The following is an 8,266-nucleotide window of genomic DNA, read 5'->3' on the forward strand; positions in this document are numbered from 1 at the left end:
CCCTTCTGCCCTCCAAAACTGGCTGGTTGGGTGTCCACCTGCGGATGACCGGACAACTGCTGTGGGTGAATCAATCCGAACCCGTCCCCAAACACGCCCGAGTGCGGTTGTTCCTTGAGGGAAATCAAGAATTGCGGTTTGTAGACCAGCGCACCTTCGGGCAAATGTGGTACGTGCCCCGGGAAACCGAAGTTTCTAGCGTTATCACCGGCCTCAAACTGTTAGGCCCGGAACCGTTTTCAGCAGAATTTTCGATCGCATATTTCGCCCAAAAGCTGCACCGGCGGGTGCGACCGATTAAAACAGCATTGCTAGACCAGTCACTGGTAGCGGGTTTGGGCAATATTTACGCAGACGAAACTTTGTTCTTGTCGGGAGTTTTGCCCACTACTCTGTGTGCCGATTTGACAGCGCCACAAATTGGGCGCCTCCATTCAGCTATTATTCAAGTTTTAGAGAAAGCGATCGCCTCCGGTGGCACCACTTTCAGCAATTTTCTCAACGTCCAAGGCGTCAACGGCAACTACGGCGGTGTCGCGTGGGTGTACAACCGCAAAGGCCAACCCTGCCGCACCTGCTCTACACCGATCGAACGGATAAAATTAGCAGGGCGATCGACTCATTATTGCCCCGCGTGTCAGAAATAAGCAGAAGGAAGGCACGACGCGAATTTTGACAGGGATACACGGATGAATGATTGAGCATTCGTCAGAATTCAGAAGTCACCATTGCGTTAACAGTCAGAAGGAAAAAGGAAAAGTACCGTTAACGGCAAATCAGTATTAAAATTTGTATAGTTTTTTAAACTAAACAGAGCAAGTCATGGCAATCAAAAAAGGTAGCATAGTCCGCGCCGTGCGCGAAAAATTGGAAAATAGTTTGGAATCCAAAGCCAGCGATGGGCGCTTTTCCTCCTATATATTTGAAACAAAAGGTGAAGTGCTCGATGTTCGCGGCGACTATGCTTTCGTCAAATTTGGCAAAGTGCCCACTCCGAATATTTGGCTGCGGGTAGACCAACTCGAAGATTTTAACTAACATTAACTGGTTCCCAGGCTCTGCCTGGAAACCCCTGTCCAGAGGCTCTGCCTCGCCAAAGGAAATTGGAGGCTCTGCCTCCGGATCTGCGTTCCCAGGCAGAGGCTGGGAACGAGTTAGAGTTAATCTAAAATCTAAAATCGCATGAATTCTCCCATCCCATCTCTAAATTCTCCATCAACCCGCGTTTCAATTATTGGTGCAGGCAAAGTTGGCAGTACCTTAGCCCAACGAATTGCCGAGAAAAATCTGGCAGATGTAGTATTGCTAGATATTGTTGAGGGTTGGCCGCAGGGCGTTGCTTTGGATTTGATGCAAGCCCGGGGTGTCGAACGCCACGATCGCCAAATTGTCGGTACAAACAATTATACAGATACTGCTAACTCAAACATTATAGTAATTACCGCCGGAGTCCCGCGCAAGCCCGGTATCAATCGCGAAGATTTAATTAAAATCAATGCTGCAATTGTTACCGAAGCGGCAAAAAGCGCGATCGCCCATTCCCCCGAAGCAATCTTAATCGCAGTCACAAATCCCCTAGATATCATGACTTATTTAGCGTGGGAAGCTACCGGTTTACCAAAACACCGAGTCATGGGGATGGCGGGAATTCTCGACTCCGCCCGCTTTCAAACTTTTATTGCCATGGAATTGGGCGTTTCAATTGCTGAAGTCAATGCAACTGTCCTCGGTTCTCACGGCGATTTAATGGTTCCTTTGCCCCGCTATTCTACTGTTAACGGTATTCCCATTAGTCAGCTTATGGATGCTGTGGCGATCGATCGCATCGTACATCGGACTCGCCACGGGGGCGCAGAAATTGTCGGACTAATGAAGACAGGTAGTGCCTATTTTGCACCCGCATCTGCTGCCTGTTTGATGGTAGAATCTATTTTATTAAATCAGTCTAGACTCTTACCTTGCTCGGTTTATTTGCACGGTCAATACGGCGTGCAAGATATTTTTTTAGGAGTCCCCTGCCGCTTGGGATATCGAGGAATCGAACAAATACTAGAACTCGAACTCACTGATGCCGAAAAAGCAGCTTTTATTGATTCGGGAAAACGGGTTTTGCAAAGTATTGAGGAAGCTAGAAAAATCCTAAAAACTGCTCCGGCAAGCAAATAATAGCAAATCAACAGAAAGTACAAAAAAATAACGCCTAAGTAAGTATGGCTTGCTGAAAAAGTCTTTTTGTTAAGACCAGGAGTCAGAAGTCAGAATTGGAGGAGGTAAGAATAGTCAGTAATCAAAGTTGAAAGTGATTGACTTTTGATGGTTTCAAAGCTGATTTTTGGGGAGCATCTGCGGTGTCCAAGAGCGATCGAACTTTAATCTAACTTTGTCTGGCATATTGTAATCAATTTAACAAATAAAACCGATAATATAAAACAACTAAAGTGCCAGCAAAATTATCGAAAAGCTCGGATTGCCCCCAAAAGCGTATAAAAGATCACTGATAATAGATAAATCGAGTATAACCCAAAACTAGAGAAAAGCCGATCGGCTACATTAGAAACAAATTTTAACAGAGGCGCTCCAGACAGGATATTCGATGACAAAACCCAGGAAACCATCGCTCGAATTTGCAGTCATAATAAAAGGGTGACAATTAGAACAGAAGGCAATCTGAAAAAAATGTGACAATTAGTTAAGACGTTGCCAGCCCTCGGGCGATCGAACCCCGTTTCAGGTTGCCACGTGCAGAACTTCCCGTGAGGCGATCGGGTTGAGCAGCCGGGTTTATACGTAAGTTTTGTGAGTATCATTCTCAATAATTGACAATTTATGCAGTAGCAAATCATCGATCGCCCGCTTTCTCAGTAAATATACCGAAGTTAAGATGCTGGCTCGAAGACCTCCCAATCTAGAAAAAATACGGAAATGCAGCGTCAGTGGCTGCTAAGTGCTAGGAGAAACAGGAAAATTTGTCGTTTGCCCTTGTGATTTACCAAGCTCAACTTGCAGAGCGATATAGGGATGCAATCAACCTCGACACCAAACCGCAAAACAACTAAAAAAATAGCATTATGTTTCATCAATACCTGTATCAAGAAGTAACCAACCTGCGCGAAAAGCTAGCTCACCTAGAAAGAGAAATGCAGTCTCAAACCTGGTTCAAAAAGCTGCAAGCACTGATGGGAGTCATTAGCAAAATTCGCGAATCCCTAGACTTAGACACAATATTCAAAATCACAGCCACCGAAGTCCGCCAACTCCTAAATGCCGATCGAGTCGCCGTCTACCGCTTCATTCCCGAATCCCAATGGAACGACGGCGAAGTCGTATCAGAAGACGTACTTCCCCAATACAGCCCATCCCTAGGAACAAAAGTCCACGACCACTGCTTCGGCGAACAATTTGCAGCAAACTACGCCAAAGGATACGTTCAAGCAGTCACCGACATCTACAAAGCCCGGTTGAGCCCCTGCCACCTCAAAATCCTCAAGCGATTTCAAATCAGAGCCAACTTAGTCGTACCCCTACTGCAAGGACAACATTTGTGGGGATTGCTGTGCATTCACTCCTGCGGCCAACCCCGCGATTGGCAGGAAGACGAAATTGAATTTGCCAGACAAGTAGGCGACCATTTAGCAGTTGCAATTTATCAGGCCGAACTGCACTTGCAAACCCAGAGACAAATAGCAGAAATCGAATTGGCCCAGCAGAAACTCCGCGACAGCGAGCAAAAATATCACCAAATCCTCGACTCGATCGGCGATATGGTATTAGTCAAAGGCCCCCAATCAAAAATCGTCTGGGCAAATCAAGCATTCCGCAATTATTACGGCATGAGCGAACAGGAACTTGAAGGCATCACAGACGCACCTTTCGCCGATCCCGACCATAGCCTCCAGTACATCAAAGATGACACCTTCGTATTTGAAACCGGACAAACTCTGCAAATTCCCGAAGAACCCGTGGTGCGACACGACGGAGAAGTGCGGCTGTTTAGTACAGTCAAAACACCCATCCGCAATCAAGACGGCCAAGTCACAATGACTGTCGGCGTCTCCCGGGACATGACGGAACGCAAAGCAGCAGAAGAAGCCGTCAAAGCCAGCGAAACCAAATACCGCACCCTGGTAGAAACCTCCCAAGACATGATTTGGTCTGTGGATGGAACTGGGCGCTACAGCTTCGTCAACCCAGCAGTTAAATACATCTACGGTTACGAACCAGAAGAAATGATCGGTAGATTATTCTCCGACTTTGTGACACCAGAACAAGGCCAGAAAGATTTAGCAGTTTTCGCCCGCCTGCTTCGGGGAGAATCAGTTTTTCAGCACGAAACCACCCAAATCGCCAAAGACGGCAGCATCAAACATTTGATGTTCAACGCGATCGCCCTGCACGACGACAGCGGAAACGTCCTCGGCACCACCGGTACAGCCACCGACATTACCGATCGCAAACGGGCAGAAGCAGCGTTGCAACACGCCAACGCCGAACTAGAACGCAGAGTTGAAGCCCGCACCGCCGAACTGCGCCAGACTTTTGCCGCCCTCACCGCCAGCGAAGCCAAGTTCCGAACCATCGCGGCCACCATCCCCGGAACTCTGTTTCAATTTTGCAGCCGCGATGGAGTGTGGAGAGTGGACTACATGAGCGATGGCATCGAAAATATCGCCGGCGTCACAGCAGCAGAAATCATGGGAGACATCAATACATTCATTTCCCGCGTCCACCCCGAAGACTTGGAAAGCTTCATCGCTTGCGTCAACGAAGCCGTCGAAAATGTCTCTCCCTGGCACTACGAAGCGCGGTTAGTCAAGCCAAACGGCGAAATTCGCTGGTGGCAGGGCGACTCCACGCCCACCCGCAGCGAAACCGGCGAAATTGTATTTTGCGGCGTATTGCTCGACATTACCGATCGCAAAGTTGCCGAAACCGCCATCCGCGAAAGCCAGCGGCAGCTCAAAGAAGCCCAGAGACTCGCCCACGTCGGCAATTGGGAACTCGACACAGCCACCGAAACCATCACTTGGTCTGAAGAACTCTTCCGCATCTTCGGACTCGAACCGACTTCCACAGCACCCACTAGAGCAGAACAAGTCGCTCTGATCCATCCAGAAGATTTGGAATTGTGGAGGACGGAAGTGCAGCGAGGGCTTGACTTCGGTATTCCCTTTGATTTTGACTACCGCTTTTACCGTCCCGACGGCACGCCGCGGCATCTCAATGCCTTGGGCCGCGCCGAAACCGATGCCAGCGGCAAGGTGCTAAAATTGTTCGGCACGGCGATCGACATTACCGATCGCAAAGCCGCCGAAGCAGCCCTGCGGCAAGCAGCAGCCGAGTTAGAAGACAGAGTGAGCGATCGCACGGCAGAACTTTCCCAAGCAGTCGCTCAGTTAGAACAAGAAATCGGCGATCGCAAACAAGCAGAAGCAGCGCTGCAAGTTTCCGAGCAAAACCTGCGAACCATCTTTAATAATGTCTACGACGCTATCTTAATTCACGATTTAGACGGCAACATTATCGATGTCAACAATCGAATGTTAGAAATGTACGGAGTGACCCAGGAACAAGCAACAAAGTTATCAATTAAAAACGACTATTCTACCGACGGCAATTCTCTCGAACAAATGGCAAAACTTTGGCAAAGAGTATTGGTCGGCGAAACAGGTCGCGTGGAATGGAAAGCCAAGCGTCCCAACGACGGTTCAACCTTTGATGCAGAAATTGCTCTGTCCAAAATCCATCTCAACGGCAATGTTAACATCATTGCCAACGTCCGAGATATTAGCGATCGCAAACAGGCAGAAGCCGAACTGCAACGCACTCAAAACTTTATGGAATCAGTGCTCAAAACCATACCCGTAGCAGTGGTTGCCAAGGAAGCCGAAGAACTGCGATTTGTACTGTGGAACCCAGTCGCCGAAGAGTTGCTCGGTTTCACTGCACCAGAAGTTATAGGCAAAAATGATTTCGACCTTTTCCCAACAGAACAAGCTAATGTTTTCAGCGCCAAAGACCGAGAAGTTCTTGACAACGGTCAAACTGTAGAAATAAGCGAACAAGAGATTGAAACCGGTAAAGGAGAATCGCGGATATTTCACACAAAAAAAACATCAATACTTGATGCTGGTGGCAAACCGCAATATCTATTAGCTGTTACCGAAGACATTACCGATCGCAAGCTAGCAGAAATTAGCTTGAGGCGATCGTCAGCCAAACTCAAGCAGCAGGCAGAGCGAGAAAAATTGCTCAACATTCTCACCGCTCAAATCCGCAACTCCCTCGACTTCGACAGCATTATTACAGTCGCAGTTGAGGAAATTCGCGCTTTCCTGAAGATCGATCGCTGCAATTTTGCCTGGTACCGCGACGGCGGAGAACAGCCTTGCTGGGAGATAATTAAAGAATCTCGCCTCCGGGAACTTCCTGATTTCACAGGTGGCTATCAAGCTTCAGATTTCGGTATTGTTGGATCACAAATCTTGCGGATGGAAATGCTGCGGGTGGATGATGTCGAAACAGTCGCCGATCCTGTGTGGAAACAAACAGTTGGAGCAATGGGCTACCAATCTGTATTAGTCATCCCCATGCAGGCGCTTTCCGGGGTAATAAGTGCAATTAGCTGCTGCAACAGCAGTTCTGTGCGGCCTTGGAGCGACAGCGAAGTTGAATTGTTGCAAGCGATTACAGTTCAATTGGCGATCGCCCTCAATCAAGCCGATCTTTACACCCAAACTTGCAATAAAGCTCGCGAACTAGAGCAAACATTGGAGCAATTAACCAGCGCTCAATCGCAGTTAGTTCAAAGCGAAAAAATGTCATCTCTCGGTCAACTCGTCGCAGGAGTAGCCCACGAAATAAACAACCCAGTTAACTTTATTTACGGCAATCTCAGCCACGCTAATGAATATACTCAAGACTTGCTGCACCTGATCGAACTTTACCAAATGCACTATCCAGATCCAGTCCCGGAAATTACAGAGGAAGTAGAAACTATTGAACTCGATTTTCTGATGGAAGACTTACCAAAACTGCTTTCCTCAATGAAAGTCGGTGCAGACAGAATTCAGCAAATTGTAGCATCTCTGCGAACCTTCTCCCGCATGGACGAAGCAGAAATGAAAGCAGTTAACATTCACGACGGCATAGATAGCACTCTGATGATTTTGCAGCACCGGATCAAAGCCAAACACAATCAGCCAGAAATTGAGGTGATTAAAGAGTACGGTAAGTTGCCCTTAGTAGAATGTTATGCCGGACAGCTAAATCAAGTATTTATGAATGTTCTGAGCAATGCTTTAGATGCTTTGGAAGAAAGGGATATGCGGCGTAATGCTGACGAGATGCGGCAAAATCCTAGTATGATTTCTATCAAAACTGAAATGTCCAAACCCGATCGAGTGACGATTCGGATTGCTGACAACGGGCCGGGAATACCAGAGACTGTAGGCACTCGGCTTTTTAACCCATTTTTTACTACTAAACCTGTGGGAAAAGGCACTGGGATGGGCTTGTCAATTAGCTATCAAATTGTTACCGACAGACATAAAGGCTCGCTGAAATGTACTTCTTCGCCCGGACAAGGTGCAGAATTTGCGATCGAGATTCCGCTGAAAGCTAGCTGTTAATTTGTTAGTTGTTAGTTGTTAGTTGTTATTGGTTAGTTGTTATTGGTTAGTTGTTATTGGTTAGTTGTTATTGGTTAGTTGTTATTGGTTAGTTGTTATTGGTTATTGGTTACTTGCTGCGAATTCCCAATTTCTAATTCTCAATTCCCAATAACAACTAACAACTAACAGTTAACAGTCAACAGTCAACAGTCAACAGTCAACAGTCAACCAAAATAAATCTAATTCATCCGCGTTAATCTGTGTTAATCTGCCCTCATCTGCGGTAAAGAAAAAGATAATTCCTTAACCGCAGATGACAAGGGATTAACGCAGATTAACGCAGATTAGTCAGTTGTTATTGGTTAGTTGTTATTGGTTAGTTGTTAGTTGTTATTGGTTATTGGTTAGTTGTTATTGGTTATTGGTTATTGGTTATTGGTTATTGGTTATTGGTTACTTGCTGCGAATTCCCAATTTCTAATTCTCAATTCCCAATAACAACTAACAACTAACAGTTAACAGTCAACAGCCAACAGTCAACAGTCAACCAAAATAAATCTAATTCATCCGCGTTAATCTGTGTTAATCTGCCCTCATCTGCGGTAAAAAAAAGATAATTCCTTAACCGCAGATGACAAGGGATTAACGCAGATTAA

The 8,266-nt window shown here is 46.6% G+C and carries 5 protein-coding genes; all 5 read left to right on the forward strand.

The window, feature by feature from the left end; genetic code table 11:
- Positions 1–647, forward strand: a 647-nt coding sequence (locus IQ270_RS25905) for a DNA-formamidopyrimidine glycosylase (RefSeq protein WP_228056706.1), incomplete at its 5' end; no start/stop codon positions are given.
- Positions 648–822: 175 nt separating this feature from the next.
- The gene (locus tag IQ270_RS25910; protein WP_193976037.1) at positions 823–1,038 is read left to right on the forward strand and encodes an NAD(P)H-quinone oxidoreductase subunit O; all 216 of its coding nucleotides are present in this window, start codon (positions 823–825) and stop codon (positions 1,036–1,038) included.
- 144 nt (positions 1,039–1,182) lie between these two features.
- Positions 1,183–2,166: a malate dehydrogenase gene (mdh, locus tag IQ270_RS25915; protein WP_193976038.1), complete on the forward strand. Its 984-nt coding sequence runs from the start codon at positions 1,183–1,185 to the stop codon at positions 2,164–2,166.
- A 902-nt stretch (positions 2,167–3,068) separates the two neighbouring features.
- The gene (locus IQ270_RS25920) at positions 3,069–7,628 is read left to right on the forward strand and encodes a PAS domain S-box protein (RefSeq protein WP_193976039.1); all 4,560 of its coding nucleotides are present in this window, start codon (positions 3,069–3,071) and stop codon (positions 7,626–7,628) included.
- Positions 7,629–7,990: 362 nt separating this feature from the next.
- Positions 7,991–8,122: a D-galactonate transporter gene (locus tag IQ270_RS31490; RefSeq protein ID WP_228056707.1), complete on the forward strand. Its 132-nt coding sequence runs from the start codon at positions 7,991–7,993 to the stop codon at positions 8,120–8,122.
- Positions 8,123–8,266 lie beyond the last annotated feature (144 nt).

This window comes from Microcoleus sp. LEGE 07076, assembly GCF_015207455.1.
Classification (GTDB): Bacteria; Cyanobacteriota; Cyanobacteriia; order Cyanobacteriales; family Microcoleaceae; genus Microcoleus.